General features: G+C 61.2%; 14 protein-coding genes and 2 pseudogenes. 3 read left to right on the top strand and 13 right to left on the bottom strand.

What is annotated here, in order from left to right:
• A pseudogene (locus ACNQP3_RS00330) lies at positions 1–264 on the bottom strand (hypothetical protein); the annotation flags it as partial.
• 328 nt (positions 265–592) lie between these two features.
• On the opposite strand from ACNQP3_RS00330, the gene ACNQP3_RS00325 reads away from it, so the two are divergent.
• The gene (locus ACNQP3_RS00325; protein WP_038635113.1) at positions 593–1,318 is read left to right on the top strand and encodes an autoinducer binding domain-containing protein; all 726 of its coding nucleotides are present in this window, start codon (positions 593–595) and stop codon (positions 1,316–1,318) included.
• A gap of 31 nt (positions 1,319–1,349) precedes the next feature.
• Here ACNQP3_RS00325 and ACNQP3_RS00320 read toward each other — a convergent pair whose 3' ends face one another.
• From ACNQP3_RS00320 to ACNQP3_RS00310, 3 genes and pseudogenes are all read right to left on the bottom strand, one after another.
• The gene (locus tag ACNQP3_RS00320) at positions 1,350–1,940 is read right to left on the bottom strand and encodes an acyl-homoserine-lactone synthase (RefSeq protein ID WP_038635110.1); all 591 of its coding nucleotides are present in this window, start codon (positions 1,938–1,940) and stop codon (positions 1,350–1,352) included.
• Between the two features lie 115 nt (positions 1,941–2,055).
• A pseudogene (locus tag ACNQP3_RS00315) lies at positions 2,056–2,373 on the bottom strand (hypothetical protein); the annotation flags it as partial.
• Positions 2,342–3,079 carry an SURF1 family protein gene (locus tag ACNQP3_RS00310; protein WP_060494169.1) on the bottom strand — a complete coding sequence of 246 codons (738 nt, stop codon included), beginning with the start codon at positions 3,077–3,079 and terminating at the stop codon, positions 2,342–2,344. The gene ACNQP3_RS00310 and the pseudogene ACNQP3_RS00315, both read right to left, overlap by 32 nt.
• Before the next feature lie 51 nt (positions 3,080–3,130).
• On the opposite strand from ACNQP3_RS00310, the gene ACNQP3_RS00305 reads away from it, so the two are divergent.
• Entirely contained in the window at positions 3,131–3,334 is a 204-nt protein-coding gene (locus ACNQP3_RS00305) for a twin transmembrane helix small protein (RefSeq protein ID WP_003258925.1), read from the top strand.
• Positions 3,335–3,395: 61 nt separating this feature from the next.
• Here the strand turns inward: ACNQP3_RS00305 and ACNQP3_RS00300 are convergent, their stop codons facing one another.
• Genes ACNQP3_RS00300 through coxB form a run of 4 tightly spaced genes read right to left on the bottom strand, consistent with a single transcriptional unit; the run spans position 3,396 to position 7,637 of the window.
• A complete protein-coding gene (locus ACNQP3_RS00300; RefSeq protein WP_012269911.1) occupies positions 3,396–4,283 on the bottom strand; it encodes a cytochrome c oxidase subunit 3 in 888 nt (295 codons plus the stop codon).
• Positions 4,284–4,299: 16 nt separating this feature from the next.
• Complete coding sequence (locus ACNQP3_RS00295; RefSeq protein WP_012269910.1) at positions 4,300–4,866, bottom strand: cytochrome c oxidase assembly protein; 567 nt, start codon at positions 4,864–4,866, stop codon at positions 4,300–4,302.
• Between the two features lie 10 nt (positions 4,867–4,876).
• Positions 4,877–6,466, bottom strand: coding sequence for a cytochrome c oxidase subunit I (ctaD, locus tag ACNQP3_RS00290; protein ID WP_012269909.1), 1,590 nt, complete (start codon positions 6,464–6,466; stop codon positions 4,877–4,879).
• Positions 6,467–6,509: 43 nt separating this feature from the next.
• Positions 6,510–7,637 (bottom strand): cytochrome c oxidase subunit II, encoded by a 1,128-nt coding sequence (gene coxB / locus ACNQP3_RS00285; protein ID WP_012269908.1) that lies wholly within the window; start codon positions 7,635–7,637, stop codon positions 6,510–6,512.
• 369 nt (positions 7,638–8,006) lie between these two features.
• Here coxB and ACNQP3_RS00280 point away from each other — a divergent pair, with 369 nt between their 5' ends.
• Positions 8,007–8,648, top strand: coding sequence for a hypothetical protein (locus ACNQP3_RS00280; RefSeq protein WP_012269907.1), 642 nt, complete (start codon positions 8,007–8,009; stop codon positions 8,646–8,648).
• Positions 8,649–8,781: 133 nt separating this feature from the next.
• Here ACNQP3_RS00280 and ACNQP3_RS00275 read toward each other — a convergent pair whose 3' ends face one another.
• From ACNQP3_RS00275 to prlC, 5 genes are all read right to left on the bottom strand, one after another.
• The gene (locus ACNQP3_RS00275) at positions 8,782–10,314 is read right to left on the bottom strand and encodes a SulP family inorganic anion transporter (protein WP_060494170.1); all 1,533 of its coding nucleotides are present in this window, start codon (positions 10,312–10,314) and stop codon (positions 8,782–8,784) included.
• 192 nt (positions 10,315–10,506) lie between these two features.
• The gene (locus ACNQP3_RS00270; protein ID WP_012269905.1) at positions 10,507–11,226 is read right to left on the bottom strand and encodes a carbonic anhydrase; all 720 of its coding nucleotides are present in this window, start codon (positions 11,224–11,226) and stop codon (positions 10,507–10,509) included.
• A gap of 292 nt (positions 11,227–11,518) precedes the next feature.
• Entirely contained in the window at positions 11,519–12,577 is a 1,059-nt protein-coding gene (locus ACNQP3_RS00265) for a PA0069 family radical SAM protein (RefSeq protein ID WP_012269904.1), read from the bottom strand.
• A gap of 80 nt (positions 12,578–12,657) precedes the next feature.
• Positions 12,658–12,939, bottom strand: coding sequence for a YheV family putative zinc ribbon protein (locus ACNQP3_RS00260; protein ID WP_060494171.1), 282 nt, complete (start codon positions 12,937–12,939; stop codon positions 12,658–12,660).
• A complete protein-coding gene (prlC, locus tag ACNQP3_RS00255; RefSeq protein WP_012269902.1) occupies positions 12,936–15,023 on the bottom strand; it encodes an oligopeptidase A in 2,088 nt (695 codons plus the stop codon). Before prlC ends, ACNQP3_RS00260 begins: the two co-directional genes overlap by 4 nt.
• Positions 15,024–15,066: the final 43 nt, after the last annotated feature.

The following is a 15,066-nucleotide window of genomic DNA, read 5'->3' as shown; positions in this document are numbered from 1 at the left end:
CTAGCCGATATTGGACAGCTTGAGCAGGTGGCGCAGGTCATCCAGCACATGCTTGCCGTTGACCTTGCCGTCGTAGCGCAGCACCAGGTTGCCGTGCGGGTCGACAATCCACAGCTGCGGGCCGGGCTCGGCAACCTTCTGCTGGTAACGTTGCGCATCCAGCGGGTAGCGCTGCAGCTGCGGGTACTCGCGGCCGAGCAGCGCCTGGTAGTCGGCGCTCAGCGGCTGGGCAGCGGCCAGTGCATGGCTGGCGCGGCTGGCATTGGCGGTGCTGAGCGGGTGTTGTTTATACACCTGCGTTTCTTGGGGGTGGACTACCAGATCTTGTAGTGATTAGCGTATGAACGGGTTGGCTGCAGCCCACCGAATGAACTGTTGCATTATTGTGAAGAGGCAGGTTCATTCGTCGGCTGAGAGGCGGTAATGGCTTACTAACATCGCCGGGATGCAATGTTCTAAGTAGTTGGTTGGATTAGGCGCAATGAATCTAGTGCTAGCGCAAAGCCTTCTATGACGATGTGATTTTGCTTGTTGACAGAGATTCAGGTTGGTCTAGTCTAACGGCCTGTTTTCAACTTTAGTGGTGCTCAAAATGGAATTAGGGCAGCAGTTGGGATGGGATGCGTACTTTTATAGTATCTTTGCGCGAACCATGGATATGCAGGAGTTTACGGCTGTCGCGTTGAGGGCCTTGCGCGAACTACGGTTTGATTTTTTTGCCTACGGCATGTGCAGCGTGACCCCGTTCATGCGGCCCAGGACTTATATGTACGGCAATTACCCCGAGGACTGGGTGCAGCGATATCAGGCGGCTAACTACGCGGTGATCGATCCCACGGTGAAGCACAGCAAAGTCTCGTCGGCCCCCATTCTATGGAGCAATGAGTTGTTCCGGGGATGCGCGGACCTGTGGTCTGAAGCCAAGGATTCACATTTATGCCACGGCCTGGCACAACCCTCGTTCAACGCCCAGGGGAGGGTCGGGGTGTTAAGCCTGGCGCGCAAGAACAACCCCATCAGCCTTCAGGAATTTGAAGCCTTGAAGCCGGTGACCAGAGCCTTTGCCGCCGCGGCCCACGAGAAAATTTCCGAGCTGGAGAGCGACGTGCGTGTCTTCAATACGGGCGTGGCGTTCAGTGGGAGGGAATGTGATGTGCTGCGCTGGACGGCCGACGGCAAGACCTCGGAGGAAATCGGCGTGATCATGGGGGTGTGCACCGATACCGTGAATTACCATCACCGCAACATCCAGCGCAAAATCGGCGCCAGTAACCGCGTGCAGGCAGTGTCTTACGCAGTCGCGATGGGCTATATCTGAGGGGCATTCAAAAAGGACGACTCGGCCCGTATCAAGCTGTCTCTTTCAATAATGTGCCGGACATGAAGGCTGACGGTGCGACCGCGCTGCGATGGTGCTCGCGGTGGGCCGAGAGTTTGATGGCGAGGATTTTCTCATTCTGGTGCACCGTGACCGGGCCCAGCCGTTCGTAGTGGACTCCGTTGATTTTGTAATAGCGCTCCATGGTGCTGTTGACGATCCCGACGATGGCCTCTGCGCCCGCCAGGGCGGCCGTCTTGAGGCTTCTCCAGAACAACGGCATCGCCAATTGCGGTTCGCAGGTGGTGAAGCGAGTCATTTCCCAGACGGCTGGATGCTTGGGCGGCGCCCCGGCGCAGGCATGGCTGAACACCCCTTCAAGCAGGTTGGGGAGCGTGGTGGGAATCAGCCGGGCGCAGCCAACGATGGCGCGGTCTGCATTGAACGCCAGGAGGTAGCGGGCGTGTTCGGTGTCGTATTGATCCCATTCACAACCTGCCTGGCTCGGATGGGCGGGCAGCCGCCATCCGAGTTTCTCGACGAATTGTTCGTGCCGAAAGCGGCCGAGCATGAGTTTCAGCTCATCGTCCATTTCGCTCAGTGTGTGCTCTTCCATGTGCATTGCTGGGGTTCCTTAGGGATGGAGTGCAGTTTTATAGAGGACTTGCACAGGCTTGGCACCTGCAAGATCTGGTAGGGGCTTCGGTGGAATCGAGGTCAAGCCATTCGTTGGGGGCGCGGCCCAGGCCGACCTGAATCTGCCGGGCCAGGTACACCAGCCGCTGGCAGTCTTCGGCACAGGCCTGAGGCGCGCTGACCAGCAACTGCCAGCGCTCGTCCTCGCCGGCCACGCCAAGATCGGCACGGCTTTCCCCGTTGCCGATCATCGCGCCGTGGTAGCTGCGGCCTTCCGGTACCCAGAAGTTGAGTTTGTACATGCTGGTGGCCAGGATCATCGGCCCGAGCACTACCAGCAGAATCAGCAACAGCTGCAAACGCCCGCGGGCTCTGGGCTTGCTACGTTCAGGCAGGTCCAGTGGAGTGGCGGTGGCCATGGCGTTTCTCCTTGTTTTGGTGCCAGCCGAAATAGAGGTAGAGCAGAACCAGAGCGGTCGCCAGGGCGAACCACTGCACGGCGTAGCCCAGGTGTTTTTCCGGGCCCATGGCCACGACCGGCCAGTCCAGGCGATAGGTCGCCGGGCCGGGCTCCAGGCGCAGTTCGTGGGCGAAGCCTTCGCGGTCGAGCTGCGGCCATAGCTGCGCGGCATCAATGGCGGTAAGCAAATGCGGCCATTGGCCGCCTTCAGGGTCGGGATGCAACTGGAAGGTGCTGCCGGGCGAGACATACACGGACGCGTCCAGCGCCAAGGCCTGGGACGGGGTTTCGAAATGCACCGGCACCCGGCGGTCCGGCCATGGCAGCCAACCGCGGTTGACCAGCAACCACAGGCCACTGGCCTGGTCATGGAAGGGTTGCAGCAGTTCGACACCGGCCTGGCCGTCACGCATGCGGTTGTCCAGCAGCAGGCTGTGCTCGGCATCGAAGCGGCCATACAAATGCACGCGGCGGAACGCGTTGTCGTCACTGGACGTCAGCTGGGCTGCGGCCAGCGGCGCCTCGACCCGTCGCTCGGCATAGCTGGCCAACAGCCCACGCTTTTCTTCGGCTCGGCCGAGTTGCCAGCAGCCAAGGGCAATCAGCCCCGGCAGCAGCGCAAGCACCACCAGGGTCGGTACCCAGCCTGGGCGAAACGGCCTCACGGGCGCCTCGCTATACTTATCCACATCACCGCATCCCCCCGGAGTAGCGCCATGCTCAAGGCCGCGATTGTCCTGATGCTGTTGGCCACGATTGCCAGCTTGTTCAGTGGCCTGGTGTTTCTGGTCAAGGACGATGAAAACTCAACTCGTCTGCTCAAGGCACTGACAGTGCGGGTGACCCTGGCGGCGCTGACCATTGGCCTGGTGGCCTGGGGCTTCATCAGCGGTCAGCTCGTGTCCCACGCCCCCTTCTGAAGTTTTCATCTGCCCCCTGTAGGCGCGGGCTTGCCCGCGCCTACAGGGTCTCTGTTTCCCTTCAAAGCACGTATACGAATATGAACAACCCCACCCACACCACATCGACGAAGTGCCAGTACCAGCTGGCCGCTTCGAAGCCGAAGTGTTTCTCCGGGTTGAAGTGCCCACGCAAAATACGCACGAACATCACGATCAGGATGATCGTGCCCAAGGTCACGTGGGCGCCGTGAAACCCGGTGAGCATGAAGAACGTCGCGCCATAAATCCCCGAGCCCAGCGTCAGCCCCAGCTTGGTATAGGCCTCGTGGTATTCAAAGGCCTGCAAGGCGATGAAGCTGATACCCAGCACGATGGTCAGCGCCATCCAGAATTTCAGCGGCCCACGGTGGTCACGGCGCAAGGCGTGGTGGGCAAGGGTGATGGTCACACTGGAACTGACCAGCAAGATGGTGTTGATCAGTGGCAAGTGCCACGGGTCGATCACCTCCTTGGGCGGCGGGAACAGTTTCGGGTCGGGTGTGTGCAGCAGCGGCCAGGTGAATTCGAAGGTCGGCCACAGCATGTGCGCGACACCTTTGGCCCCTTCGCCGCCCAGCCATGGCCCTGCCAACACCCGCACGTAGAACAGCGCACCGAAGAAGGCCAGGAAGAACATCACCTCGGAGAAGATGAACCAGCTCATGCCCCAGCGAAACGAGCGGTCCAGCTGCGGGCTGTACAACCCGGCGCGGCTCTCTTTGACCACGGCCCCAAACCAACCGAACAACATGTAGGCCAGGAACAACGCGCCGATGAAGAAGATCAGCGGCCCATGCGAGTCCGGGTGGCCGGCCTTCATGTCGTTGAACCAGGTTCCCAGACCGAACACCGTGATGAACATGCCGATGGTGGCGATGATCGGCCACTTGCTCTGCGCCGGGACGTAGTAGTGCTCATGACTTGCCATTGCTGTTCTCCTTCCCTTAACGGGCGCCCTGGACGTCCTGGGCCGCAACATGCGCGACCGGCGGGTGGCGAGCGGTGATGTCGAACAAGGTGTAGGCCAGTGTCAGGTGCTTCACGCTGGCCGGCAGATCGCGGTCGACGATGAAGCGCACCGGCATCTCTATGCGTTCGCCGGGCTGCAGCACCTGCTGGGTAAAGCAGAAGCACTCGGTCTTGTGGAAGTACGCCGCGGCCTCGGCCGGGGTGATACTGGGTATGGCCTGCGCGCTCATCGGCCGATCGGTCGGGTTATGCGCGACGAAGATCATCTGGTTCACCGCCCCTGGGTTCACCTCCAGCTGATCGGCCGTGGAATAGAAGTCCCAGACCATGTCGCTGGCGTTGGTCGACATGAACTGCACCCGCACCGAACGCGTCGGGTCGCTGACCTGGCTACCTTCGTACTGGCCACCCGTTTTGCCGTTGATGCCAAAGGCCTTGCACATCACGTCGTAGATCGGCACCAGGGCGAAACCGAAGGCGAACATCACCACCGTCAGCATCAGCAGGCGCGTTACCAGGCGTTTCAGCGACAGGCCGTTCATGGCTGATTTCCTATTTCACTTCCGGGGGTGTCTGGAAGGTGTGGTAGGGCGCAGGCGAAGGAATCGACCATTCCAGGCCCTCAGCGCCATCCCAAGGCTTGGCAGGCGCCGGCGCGCCCCCACGTATGCACTTGATGACAATGAACAGGAAGAAGATCTGCGTGGCGCCAAACATGAAGGCGCCGATCGACGACACCATGTTGAAGTCGGCGAACTGCAGGTTGTAGTCCGGGATGCGTCGCGGCATGCCGGCCAGCCCCACGAAGTGCATGGGGAAGAAGGCCATGTTCATGCCGATGAACGACAGCCAGAAGTGCAGCTTGCCGAGGGTTTCGTCGTACATGTGGCCGGTCCATTTCGGCAGCCAGTAGTAGGCCGATGCAAAGATGCCGAAAATTGCCCCTGGCACCAACACGTAGTGGAAATGCGCCACCACGAAGTAGGTGTCGTGGTACTGGAAGTCCGCCGGGGCAATCGCCAGCATCAGGCCGGAGAAACCGCCGATGGTGAACAGGATGACGAAGGCAATGGCGAACAGCATTGGCGTTTCGAAGGTGAGCGAGCCTTCCCACATGGTGCTGACCCAGTTGAACACCTTCACCCCGGTGGGCACGGCAATCAGCATGGTGGCGTACATGAAGAACAGCTCGCCGACCACCGGGATGCCAACCACGAACATATGGTGGGCCCAAACGATGAACGACAGGAAGGCGATGGCGCCGGTGGCATATACCATCGAGGTGTAGCCGAACAGCGGCTTGCGCGAAAACGCCGGGATGATCGAGCTGACCGCGCCGAAGGCCGGCAGGATCATGATGTACACCTCAGGGTGGCCGAAGAACCAGAACACATGCTGGAACAGCACCGGGTCACCGCCACCGGCGGCACTGAAGAAGCTGGTGCCGAAGTGGATGTCCATCAGCATCATGGTCACCACGCCGGCCAGTACCGGCATCACTGCAATCAGCAGGAACGCGGTAATCAGCCACGTCCAGACGAACAGCGGCATTTTCATCAGGGTCATGCCTGGGGCACGCAGGTTGAGGATGGTGGCGATCACGTTGATCGCCCCCATGATCGAGCTGATACCCATCAGGTGGATGGCGAAGATGAAGAAGGTGACGCTGGCTGGCGCATAGGTGGTAGACAGCGGGGCGTAGAACGTCCAGCCGAAGTTAGGCCCGCCACCCGGGCTGAACAGGGTCGAGACCAGCAGCAGGAAGGCCGCCGGCAGCAGCCAGAAGCTGAAGTTGTTCATCCGCGGCAAGGCCATGTCTGGCGCGCCGATCATCAATGGGATCATCCAGTTGGCCAGCCCGACGAAGGCCGGCATCACTGCACCGAACACCATGATCAGGCCATGCATGGTGGTCATCTGGTTGAAGAACGCCGGCTCAACGATCTGCAAGCCCGGCTGGAACAGCTCGGCGCGGATCACCATGGCGAACGAGCCACCAAGCAGGAACATCATGAAGGCGAACCACAGGTACATGGTGCCGATGTCCTTGTGGTTGGTGGTCAGCACCCAGCGCATCAGGCCCTTGGCCGGGCCGTGTGCATGCTCATGGCCGTGGGCGTGGTCGTCGATCACTGCACTCATGTCCTGTCTCCTGCAACCCATTGATTGCCGCGAGTAACCCGGTTCACTTGGCTTCTGCCTGCTTCAGCGCCAGCACGTCCTTCGGCGTGACCATGTCGCCTTTGTTGTTGCCCCAGGCATTGCGCTCGTAGGTGACCACAGCGGCGATGTCGACTTCCGACAGCTGCTTGCCGAAGGCCGCCATGGCCGTGCCGGGCTTGCCGTGGAAGACAATGCTCAAGTGGCCTTCCTTCGGCCCGGTGGCGATCTTCGAGCCCTTGAGTGCCGGGAACATCGGCGGCAGGCCTTGGCCTTCAGCCTGGTGACACGCCACGCAGGTGGTGTGGTAGATCTTGTCGCCACGTTCCACCAGCTCTTCCAGGGTCCATTCCTTGCTGGTCAGCTCCTTGAGCTTGGCGGCTTCGGCCTTGCGCTCGCCTAGCCAGGTGTCGTAATCGGCCTTGGACTTGACCTCGACCACCACCGGCATGAAGCCGTGGTCCTTGCCGCACAGCTCGGTGCATTGGCCACGGTAGATGCCGGGCTTCTCGATACGGGTCCAGGCTTCGTTGACGAAGCCGGGGATGGCGTCGCGCTTGACCGCGAAGGCCGGCACCCACCAGGAGTGAATGACGTCGGCAGCGGTCACCAGGAAACGCACCTTGGCACCCACCGGCAGCACCAGCGGCTGATCGACTTCAAGCAGGTAATGCTCGTCCTTGGGGGCTTTGTTGTGAATCTGATCGGCGGGCGTGGCCAGGTTGCTGAAGAACTCCACGTCCTGGCCCAGGTATTTGTAGTGCCACTTCCACTGGTAGCCGGTGACCTGAATGTCGATGTCCGACTCGCTGGCGTCGTAGATGTCGATCAGGGTCTTGGTGGCCGGGATGGCCATGACCACCAGGATCAGGAAGGGCACCACGGTCCAGAGGATTTCCACCCAGGTATGCTCGTGGAAATGCGCGGCCTGCTGGCCGGTGGAGCGGCGGTGGATGACCATCGACCAGAACATCGCGCCAAACACCACGATGCCGATGATCACGCAGATCCAGAAGATGGTCATGTGCAGGTCGAAGACGGCGTTGGAGACCTCCGTCGCCCCTGGGTGCATGTTCACGGTCCAGGCGGCGTTGGCCTGACCAAAAACCGACCACAACAGGAGGCCCATCCAGACATGTGGATGTCGCATCATTGCGGGTTCCCCTTCTAATTCTTGTTGTCCCGGAGGCGTGGCCTGCGGCAAGAGGGAACGGCGGTCAAGACTGCCTGGCTTCGACGACCGAGCCCCTGCTAAAAGCAGTCGGGCCTCATCAACGAATCACGTTCAACGGGAGTATAGACAGCGACCAATGGCACGCAATGAAGCCTGTGAAATGAACCTCACGAAATAGGCAAATGGCCTGAAAACCGCGAGGTTGATAGGGTGTGGCGAAATAATGGCATTTCGATATGCCTGAGAGCGCACACGTTTGCGGGATTTATAACAAATACGTCTTAGGTATTCTGTATACCGAGCTAATTTAGTGTCTTCCGTTTGAAACGTAATGTCCCTGGAGTTGTCATGAACATCGCTGCTGTACGCGAGCAGGTAAGCCAAGCCCATCAACATGAAGGCCAGACCGGCCAATTGAAACAGCGTCTCGAGTTGCAACTGCCCCACCTGCACCCCTCGATCCAACTGCCTGAGCAGGACGCCCAGGGTACTTTGGCGCGCTTCGTCAGCGCCTACATCGACCAGGTTCCGGAATTGCTGGAGGCCGCGCATGAGGTCGCCCGCGAAGCCGGGATCGAATCGCAGATCAAACCGGTACTGAAAATTGCCGAAGCCTACTTCCTGCAACCGCCCAGTGTGATGCAAGGGCATGTAGGCCTGGACTGCCTGCTGGATGAGGCTTACCTGGCACACCGTCTGGTGGAGGAAGTGAATGACCTGTACATCCGCCACTTCCAGCAGCCGCTGATCCCGGTCGACACCACCGTCGCCAACCTGATTGCCCACCAGTTGATTGGCGAGAGCTTTGCCAACCAGCTGGATGAGGTGGTGCATCACTCGGTTGACGAAATGCTCGATGACGAGAGCTTTGCGGTGGAATCGGTGGAGGCTTATCGCGAGAAGCTGAGCAGCCCTGCAACTGGCGAGGCGTGGAAGCGCTGGCCGTGCCTGTCGCGACAGCTGGGTGTGGAGCTGGGCCAACCGGCCTGATCCTCCTGTACCGGCCTCTTCGCGGGCACGCCCGATCCCACAGGGACCGCACAGGCTTTGAATGCTGTGCAGTACCCTGTGGGAGCGGGTTTACCCGCGAAGAGGCCAGTTCAGACAACAGAGATTTTCAGCTTCAGGCCCCAATCCCCGCCGTAGTCCGCAACCTCCCCTCGATCCGCCGCTTCAACCGCCGCTGCTCGATCAGCAGCCGCGACCCATTCGCCCCATTGCTGCGGTTCCAGTCTTCCAGCAACTCAAGGCACGAGTGGTCGATGTAGCTCAGGTTACCCAGCGGCACGTGCAACGTAGTGCCCGCCGGTACGGTATCCAGCACCTGGGTCAGCGCCGGCACCTTCAGGAACGTCGCCGCACCACTGAGCCGCAGCTCCATATGCCCAGCTTTTTCCAGGCTGACCAGGTTGATCTTCAGCCGCGCCGCCTTGAACGCCAGCTTCAGCAGGGTCAGGGCAAAACCCAGCATCACGCCGGTCAGCAGGTCGGTGAAAATGATCGCCAGCGCCGTCACCGCATAGGTGAACATCGGCATGCGGCCATAACGGCCCAGCCCACGAAACGCCTTGAAATCGACCAGCTTGACCCCGGTGTACACCAGCACACCCGCCAGGCTCGCCACCGGAATCTGCTGCAGCACGCTGCTCAGCGCCACCACGAAAGCCAACAGCCAAAGGCCATGGAATATCGCGGAGGCCCGCGTCTGCGCCCCCGCCTGCACGTTGGCCGAGCTGCGCACGATTACCCCGGTCATCGGCAAAGCGCCCAGCGCCCCGCAAAGCATGTTGCCGATGCCCTGGGCTGACAGCTCGCGGTCGAAGTCCGAACGCTGGCCACTGTGCATGCGGTCAACCGCTGCGGCCGACAGCAAGGTTTCGGCGCTGGCGATGAACGCCAGGGCAAAGGCAGCGACCAGCAGGGTAGGGTCGGCGAGTTGCATCAGGTCATCTGGGCGAATCCAGTCAATGGCCTCGGACAGGTCTGCCGGCACTTGTACGCGGTTCACCGGCAAGGCCAGCCACAGGCTGATGGCGGTCATGCTCGCCACACCGAGCAAGGCACCCGGCACGAAGCGCAGCCGCTGCGGCCGAAGGCGCTCCCAGCCCCACATGATGGCGATGGTGCCGAGGCCCAGCGCACCGGCCATCCAGCCAGCGCCTGCGCGTTCCTGTGGCAGGGCTGCGGCAACGGTGGACGGGAATGTCAGCAGGTTCTGCAACCCGGAAGGCTGCGGCGCCGTATCGAACATCACATGCACCTGCGACAGCACGATCAGCACCCCAATCCCCGCCAACATGCCATACACCACCGCCGGCGCGGTGACGCGGAACCAGCAGCCCAGGCGCAAACGCCCAGCCAGCAACTGCAGCAGGCCGGCCAGCAGCAGGATCGGCCCAAGCATGGGCATGCCATGTTGGCGCACCAGCTCGAACACCAGTACTGCCAGGCCTGCGGCCGGTCCACTGACCTGCAGCGGTGATCCAGCCAGAAAACCGACGACAATCCCGCCGATAATGCCGGTAATCAGGCCTTTGGCCGGCGGCATACCCGAGGCGATCGCAATGCCCATGCACAATGGCAGCGCCACCAGGAAGACCACCACCGACGCCAGCAACTCACGCGGCAGGGCCGCTTTCAACTGTGTAATGTTCACCGTGTTTCTCCTTTCTCTAGTCGCACGGCCATTCCTCTGGCCGTGGGCACGTTTGCCCCTGACGAGCGCGCAGGCGCGGGCCGCCAGCGGGTTTGCCGGCAGGGCAGTCAGGGATTTCAAGGCAGCCGAAGGCCGCGCCACACCCCTACAGGATGCAGCCGGCTATCAAGGTTCTAGCGGTGGATGGGTCGCTTAGTAGCGGCCTCTCGGAGTGGCGCAGGGGACCGGCTCGCCGGCGGCCAGGGGCAGGAAGCTGTCGCTGGCGGCGTCATAGGCTTCGATCCTGCTGGTCTCAATGTCGTAGACCCAGCCATGAATGTACAGCTGGCCAGCGGCCAGACGCGAGGCCACCGAAGGGTGGGTACGCAGGTGGTGCAGCTGGGCGATGACGTTTTCCTTGGTCAGCACCTGCATCGTTTCGTGTTCACTGCCGCACGAGCAGTTGTTCTCGACCACGGTGCGAGCCACTTCGGCATGGCGCAACCAGGCCCCGACTGTCGGCATCTTGTCCAGCGAGTGCGGGTTGAGTACAGCACGCATGGCGCCACAGTCGGAGTGACCGCAAATGATGATGTGGTGCACTTTCAGCGCAAGTACGGCGTACTCGATCGCGCTGGAAACACCGCCATTCATCTGGCCATAAGGCGGTACCACGTTGCCCACGTTACGGGTCACGAACAGGTCGCCTGGCGAGCTCTGGGTGATCAGCTCGGGGACAATGCGCGAGTCTGCACAGGTAATGAACATGGCGCGCGGTGTTTGCGCGGTGGCAAGCTTCTTGAACAGCTCTTGCTGATCAGGGAAGACATCATGGTGAAAGCGCAGGAAGCCGTCGACGATGTGCTTCAGGGCAGCATCGGCGCTTTCCGCGGGGACCTGCGGTACGACCTTGGATGGGTCCTTGACGGGCATGATTCATCCTCTTGACGGTGTGTAGGTAAATCCATTTTACCGGTGAAAGATTCTGGCTATGCAGGGATTTAGATGACACGCACAGGCCATAGATCACAGTCGGTGTGGACTGATTTCCTACGCTAGCGGGGAAAACTTAACTGAAACTTAATTCGAAGGCTCTAGAACGGGTGTTCCAGATAGAAAAGGCGGGACTTGGATAATAGCAAAAAAACATCAATTGCCAAGATGCATTAGCGCATTTATTAACTGGGATTAGTTAAATTCTGGGCTGGCATTGTGCCCTTGGGTTTCAGAACAGGGCCATCTGCCCACCCGGCGGACAGAAGGCCGAGCAATCCAGCCCCTGCGCTTCCCGGCCTTCGAATTCCAGCCGCTTCATGGCCTTGGCAAAACGCTGCCCCAGCAGCTCGGCAAACACACCCTCGCCACGCATGCGCGTGCCAAACCGGCTGTCATACAGCTCGCCACCCCGGCTCTGGCGGATCAGGCTCAATACATGCGCCGCCCGCTGCGGGTAATGGTCCTGCAGCCATTGCTCGAACAACGGCGCCACTTCCAGCGGCAGGCGCAACATCATGTAGGCCGCACTCTGTGCGCCAGCGTCCTTGGCAGCCTCCAGCAAGCGCTCCAGCTCACTGTCGTTGATCATCGGAATCATCGGCGAACACAACACACCTACCGGCACACCCGCCTCGCGCAACACGCGGATGGCCCTCAACCGGGCATTGGGTGACGCCGCCCGCGGTTCCAGCACCCGCTTGAGATCGTCGTCCAGTGTGGTCAGGCTGATCATTACCCGTGCCAGGCGCTGGCGGGCCATCTCTGCCAGCAGATCGAGGTCACGCAACACCAGCGAGCCCTTGGTCACGATGGTCACCGGGTGACGAAAACGCAGCAACACTTCCAGCAGACGCCGGGTCAGCATCTGTTCCCGCTCGATCGGCTGGTACGGGTCGGTATTGGAACCCAGATTGATTGGCGCGCACACGTAACCCGGTTTGCTCAGCTGTTGCGCGAGCACTTCGGCGGCATTGGTCTTGGCGATCAGCTTGGTTTCGAAGTCCAAGCCGGGGGAGAGGTCCCAATAGGCATGGGAGGGGCGGGCATAGCAGTAGATGCAGCCATGCTCGCAGCCGCGGTAAGGGTTGATGGAGCGGTCGAAGGGCAGGTCGGGCGAGGTGTTGCGGGTGATGACCGATTTCGCCGTTTCGCTACGCACCTCGGTGCCTTGGGTCTGCGGCACTTCCTGATACCAGCCGTCGTCCTCTACCAGCGAATGGCTGGGGGCAAAACGATTGTGCGGATTGTGTGCCGTGCCACGGCCCTTTAGTGGTGCTGGAGGATTCATGGCCAACCCCTATACTGTATTTACATACAGTATCGTACCTGCCTTGAATCCACCAGCGCCTCTGATCCGACAGCCAGTACTTACTCTGTCGGTTTCTTCAGCTTCGGATTAGGGAAGAACTGCACCGTCTGCACCTTGGTCGGCGCGGCTTTGGGTGCCAGGTTGTTGACCCGCGTGCCGAGTTCCTTGGGCACCGACAGGCCCTGTTCGTTGAGGGTGTCGGTAAAGCCGCAAGCCACACACTCACGGTGCGGCACGCCGTCTTCATTCCACATCATCAGCTTGTCGGGCTCGCTGCATGCCGGGCATACCGCCCCGGCAATAAAGCGTTTCTTGGTCTTGTTCACAGCAACCTCACTCATGCCGCAGCGTCCTCGGTGAGGCCACTGTGGCGCAGCAATGCATCGATGGAAGGCTCACGGCCACGGAAGTCGACGAACAGCTCCATCGGCTCGCGCGACCCACCACGGGCCAGGATCGCCTCGCGGAAGGCGCGGCCAGTCTCGGCATTGAGAACACCTTCTTCTTCGAAACGCGAGAAAGCGTCGGCCGACAGCACTTCAGCCCACTTGTAGCTGTAGTAGCCCGCTGCGTAACCGCCCGCAAAAATATGCGCAAAGCTGTTGGGGAAGCGGTTATACGCCGGTGGGCGCATGACCGATACCTCGTCGCGCACGCCTTCGAGCACCTGCAGCACGCTGCGACCGTCGCCATGGCTGGCGTGCAGTTCGAAGTCGAACAGCGAAAACTCCAGCTGGCGCACCATCATCATGCCCGACTGGAAGTTTTTAGCCGCCAGCATCTTGTCCAGCAGGTCCTGGGGCAGGGCAGCACCCGTTTCGTAGTGCCCGGAGATCAGTGCCAGGCCTTCCGGCTCCCAGCACCAGTTTTCCATGAACTGGCTCGGCAGTTCGACCGCATCCCAGGCCACGCCATTGATGCCGGAAACCCCGGCGTGTTCGATGCGGGTCAACATGTGGTGCAGGCCGTGGCCGAACTCGTGGAACAGGGTGGTTACTTCATCGTGGGTCAGCAGCGCCGGCTTGCCGGGTGCAGCCGGGGTGAAGTTGCACACCAGGTTGGCCACCGGGCTCTGCAGCTGGCCGCCGGCCGTGCGGCGACGGTCACGGGCGCCATCCATCCAGGCGCCACCACGCTTGTTGGCGCGGGCGTACAGGTCGAAGAAGAAGCGGCCGACGTGCTGGCCGTTTTCCTTGATCTCGAACAAGCGTACGTCTGGGTGCCAGCTGTCGAAGCCCTTGAGTTCGGCGATTTCGATGCCGTACAGGCGCTGCACGATGCTGAACAGACCGCCCAGCACCTTGTCGATCGGGAAATAGGCACGCAGGGCTTCCTGCGACACGCTGTAGCGCTGCTCGCGCAGCTTCTCGCCAAAGTAGCCAGTGTCCCAGCTGGCCAGTTCAGGGCAGCCTTGTTCGGCGGCGTAGGCCTTGAGCTGTTGCAGGTCCTGGGCGGCGAACGGCTTGGAGCGCTTGGCCAGGTCTCGCAGGAAGCTCAGCACCTGGTCGCTGGACTCGGCCATCTTGGTGGCCAGGCTCAGCTCGGCGTAGTTCTTGTAGCCAAGCAGCTCGGCCAGTTCCTGACGCAGATCGAGGATTTCGCCCATCACCGGACCGTTGTCGAACTGGCCGGCATTCGGGCCCTGGTCCGAGGCGCGGGTGCAGTAAGCGGCGTATAGCTCTTCGCGCAGGGCGCGGTCGCTGGCGTAGGTCATCACCGCGTAGTAGCTGGGGAACTCCAACGTGATCAGCCAGCCGTCGAGGCCCTTGGCTTGGGCAGCGGCGGCCATCTGCGCCTTGGCCGAGTCGGTCAGGCCGGCCAGTGCGGCTTCATCGGTAACGTGCTTGGTCCAGGCCTGGGTGGCATCGAGCAGCTGGTTGGAGAAGCGGCTGCCCAGCTCGCTGAGTTTGCTCTGCACTTCGGCGTAGCGCTGCTGCTTGTCCGCCGGCAGGTCGATACCCGACAGGCGGAAGTCACGCAGGGCATGCTCGAGGATAGTCTTTTGCGCCACGTCGAAGCCGGCGGCTTCCGGGCTGTCGATCAGTGCCTGGTAGGCTTCGAACAGCGCACGGTTCTGGCCCAGTTCGGTAGAGTAGGCGCTCAACGCCGGCAGGCATGACTCGTAGGCCTCGCGCAGCTCCGCGCTGTTGCACACCGCGTTAAGGTGGCTGACCGGGCTCCAGGCGGCGCCCAGGCGGTCGTTCAGTTCGTCCATGGCCAGCACCAGGCCGGCCCAGGTGGGGTTCTTGCCCTGCTTTTCGAGGATCTCGGCAATGGCTTTACGGTTGTCGGCCAGGATCGCTTCGATCGCCGGCAACACGTGTTCGGCACGAATTTGCGAGAAGGGCGGCAGATCGTGGGATTGCAGAAGCGGGTTGTTCGCAGTCACGGTTTGGATACCTTGGCAGAAGAAACACTGCCCCATCTTAATTACAATCGACGCCGACCGCAGCAGGCAGCCTGCCTAT

Source organism: Pseudomonas sp. LFS074 (genome assembly GCF_047978165.1).
Taxonomy (GTDB): domain Bacteria; phylum Pseudomonadota; class Gammaproteobacteria; order Pseudomonadales; family Pseudomonadaceae; genus Aquipseudomonas; species Aquipseudomonas putida_P.
The sequence above is the reverse complement of the archived record's forward strand: the minus strand, read 5'-3'. Positions and strand labels throughout refer to the sequence as shown.

What these genes read in the sequence shown, in the direction of transcription:
- ACNQP3_RS00260 (WP_060494171.1), bottom strand. Translation starts at nt 12,939, where the DNA reads ATGAGTGAGGTTGCTGTGAACAAGACCAAGAAACGCTTTATTGCCGGG.
- ACNQP3_RS00300 (WP_012269911.1), bottom strand. Translation starts at nt 4,283, where the DNA reads ATGGCAAGTCATGAGCACTACTACGTCCCGGCGCAGAGCAAGTGGCCG.
- coxB (WP_012269908.1), bottom strand. Translation starts at nt 7,637, where the DNA reads ATGATGCGACATCCACATGTCTGGATGGGCCTCCTGTTGTGGTCGGTT.
- ACNQP3_RS00295 (WP_012269910.1), bottom strand. Translation starts at nt 4,866, where the DNA reads ATGAACGGCCTGTCGCTGAAACGCCTGGTAACGCGCCTGCTGATGCTG.
- ACNQP3_RS00280 (WP_012269907.1), top strand. Translation starts at nt 8,007, where the DNA reads ATGAACATCGCTGCTGTACGCGAGCAGGTAAGCCAAGCCCATCAACAT.
- ACNQP3_RS00270 (WP_012269905.1), bottom strand. Translation starts at nt 11,226, where the DNA reads ATGCCCGTCAAGGACCCATCCAAGGTCGTACCGCAGGTCCCCGCGGAA.
- ACNQP3_RS00265 (WP_012269904.1), bottom strand. Translation starts at nt 12,577, where the DNA reads ATGAATCCTCCAGCACCACTAAAGGGCCGTGGCACGGCACACAATCCG.
- ACNQP3_RS00320 (WP_038635110.1), bottom strand. Translation starts at nt 1,940, where the DNA reads ATGCACATGGAAGAGCACACACTGAGCGAAATGGACGATGAGCTGAAA.
- ACNQP3_RS00325 (WP_038635113.1), top strand. Translation starts at nt 593, where the DNA reads ATGGAATTAGGGCAGCAGTTGGGATGGGATGCGTACTTTTATAGTATC.
- ctaD (WP_012269909.1), bottom strand. Translation starts at nt 6,466, where the DNA reads ATGAGTGCAGTGATCGACGACCACGCCCACGGCCATGAGCATGCACAC.
- prlC (WP_012269902.1), bottom strand. Translation starts at nt 15,023, where the DNA reads ATGGGGCAGTGTTTCTTCTGCCAAGGTATCCAAACCGTGACTGCGAAC.
- ACNQP3_RS00305 (WP_003258925.1), top strand. Translation starts at nt 3,131, where the DNA reads ATGCTCAAGGCCGCGATTGTCCTGATGCTGTTGGCCACGATTGCCAGC.